2 protein-coding genes, 1 tRNA gene and 1 other RNA gene are annotated in these 2,509 nt (G+C 69.3%); 3 read left to right on the top strand and 1 reads right to left on the bottom strand.

Annotated features, from left to right (window positions below; translation table 11 throughout):
• Positions 1-924 (top strand): tyrosine-type recombinase/integrase (locus tag G6R24_RS20185; RefSeq protein WP_163550720.1); only part of this gene is annotated, 924 nt, incomplete at its 5' end.
• 89 nt (positions 925-1,013) lie between these two features.
• Here G6R24_RS20185 and G6R24_RS20180 read toward each other — a convergent pair.
• Positions 1,014-1,098 (bottom strand) — tRNA-Ser (locus G6R24_RS20180).
• 107 nt (positions 1,099-1,205) lie between these two features.
• Between G6R24_RS20180 and ffs the strand changes: the two genes are divergently transcribed.
• Positions 1,206-1,302, top strand: an RNA gene (gene ffs / locus G6R24_RS20175) — signal recognition particle sRNA small type.
• Between the two features lie 38 nt (positions 1,303-1,340).
• Positions 1,341-2,509, top strand: a 1,169-nt coding sequence (locus tag G6R24_RS20170; RefSeq protein WP_163550719.1) for a DNA polymerase III subunit gamma and tau, incomplete at its 3' end; no start/stop codon positions are given.

The raw sequence follows: 2,509 nt of genomic DNA, 5'->3' as shown, positions 1-2,509 counted from the left end.
GACCCGGGCCTCGGCGCGCATCGCCTGGACCGTCTGGAGCCGGAACACATCGAACGGCTTTGCAGGAAGATGCAGGATGCCGGCAGCTCCGCCGGTACCGCTCACCAGGCGCACCGCACCTTGCGGACGGCGCTGAACGAAGCCGTGCGGCGGGGACATCTCGCGCAGAATCCAGCGAAACTCGCAAAGCCCCCACGCCTGGAGGAGGAAGAGGTAGAACCATTCTCAGTCGATGAGGTTCAGCGTCTTCTTCTGGAAGCCGCCAAGCGGCGTAACAGCGCGCGGTGGGCAGTCGCCCTGGCCCTCGGACTTCGGCAGGGCGAGGCACTTGGGCTCAAGTGGCCGGATGTCGACCTGGACGCCGGAGTGCTCCGCGTGCGCCGTGGCCGTCTGCGGCCCAAGTACGAACACGGGTGCGGCCAGTCCTGCGGGCGGAAGGCCGGCTACTGCCCCCAGCGCAAGCAGGTACGCGCGGACACAAAGGACACGAAGTCACGGGCAGGCAAGCGTCCGGTCGGCCTGCCCGAGGAACTGGTCGCAATCCTTCGGCGGCACCAGGAGCGCGAGAACGCGGGACAGCTCTGGCATGACGAATGCTGGGTGTTCGCGAACCCGGTGGGACGGCCACTCAACCCGAACACCGACTACCACGAGTGGAAGGACTTGCTGCGTACAGCAGGGCTGCGGGACGCCCGGCTTCACGACGCGAGGCACACCGCGGCGACGGTCCTCCTGCTTCTCAGCGTCCCGGACCGTGCCGTCATGGGGATCATGGGATGGTCGTCAGCCGACATGCGGCAGCGCTACCAGCACCTCACGGACCCCGTCCTGAAGGACGTGGCCACGAGGCTGGGCCGACTGCTGTGGGAGCCGTCGTCCGACGGCCAGGAAGCACCAGCGGGGGGCGCCAAGAGGGCCTATTGAGACGAGAACTGAGACGGGGGCTGCTTCGGCTGTCGGCCCGCGCGATGGCATCGACCGCCGGACAGCCCGTCTACCAGGCAGATCACTTGCGGAGGATGAGGGATTCGAACCCTCGAGGGGTTGCCCCCAACACGCTTTCCAAGCGTGCGCCCTAGGCCACTAGGCGAATCCTCCGCTAACAAGACTATCTGATCGTCAGCGGACCGTGTGCAGGGGGGTGGGTGGGACGACGCGGGGGGACCTCGGCGTCCATGATCGCCCTGGGCAGGTTAGACTGCCCAGCAGACCCCTCGTGCGGCGTTATCCTCGTGAACTCCCCCAGGGCCGGAAGGCAGCAAGGGTAAGCGGGCTCTGGCGGGTGTGCGGGGGGTCCCCTCGTTTCGCCGATCTTCTCGACGAGCACGTGGAGCAGGCCAGTGAGCGCAGCGCTGTACAACCGGTACCGTCCCGCGACCTTCGCCCAGATCGTCGGCCAGGCGCACGTGACCGACGCGCTGCGCAGAGCCCTGTCGACGGGCCGGCTGCACCACGCCTACCTGTTCAGCGGCCCGCGGGGCTGCGGCAAGACGTCCTCGGCGCGCATCCTCGCCGCCTCGCTGAACTGCGTCCACGGGCCCACACCGGAGCCGTGTGGGGTGTGCGACGAGTGCGTCGGCATCCGCACCGGATCGTCGATGGATGTCACCGAGATCGACGCCGCCTCCCACGGCCTCGTCGACGATGCCCGTGACCTGCGCGAACGGGCGTTCTTCGCGCCGGCGTCCGCCCGGTTCAAGGTCTTCGTGGTGGACGAGGCGCACATGGTGACGGCGGCGGCGTTCAACGCGCTGCTGAAGGTCGTCGAGGAACCTCCTCCCTACCTGAAGTTCGTGTTCGCCACCACCGAGCCGGACAAGGTCCTGCCGACGATCCGCTCCCGCACGCACCACTACGCCTTCCGGCTCGTGCCGCCGGCGGTGCTGCGTGAGCATCTGGCGTCGATCTGCCAGCAGGAGGGGGTGCCGGTCGACCCGACGGTGCTGCCGCTGATCGTGCGGGCCGGCGCCGGTTCGGTGCGTGATTCACTGTCCGTGCTCGACCAGCTGCTCGCCGGCGCCGATGATGACGGCCTGCACTACGAGCGGGCAGTGACGCTGCTCGGCATGACCGACGGCGTCCTGCTCGACGAAACGGTCGACGCGCTGGCCCGCCGGGACGGCGCGGCCCTGTTCACCGTGGTCGACAAGGTCGTCTCCGCCGGGCACGACCCGCGGCGTTTCGCCCTCGACCTGCTCGACCGGTTCCGTGACCTGATCGTGATGGCGGCCGTCCCCGACGCCACCGACCGCGGCCTGCTCGAGTCCTTCTCCCCCGACCAGGTCGACCGGATGCGCGCCCAGGCCACCTCCGTCGGTCCGGCGGAGCTCTCCCGCACCGCGGACGTGCTGCACGCCGGCCTCATCGAGATGCGCGGCACCACCAGCCCGCGGCTCATGCTCGAACTCATCCTGGCCCGCGCCCTGCTCCCCACCGCCGCCACCGATCCCGCGGCCCTGCTGACCAGGCTCGAACGACTCGAACGGCTCCCCGCCTTCGACGGCCACCT

Source organism: Candidatus Frankia nodulisporulans, from assembly GCF_902806475.1.
GTDB classification, from domain to species: Bacteria; Actinomycetota; Actinomycetes; order Frankiales; family Frankiaceae; genus Frankia; species Frankia umida.
The sequence above is the reverse complement of the archived record's forward strand: the minus strand, read 5'-3'. Positions and strand labels throughout refer to the sequence as shown.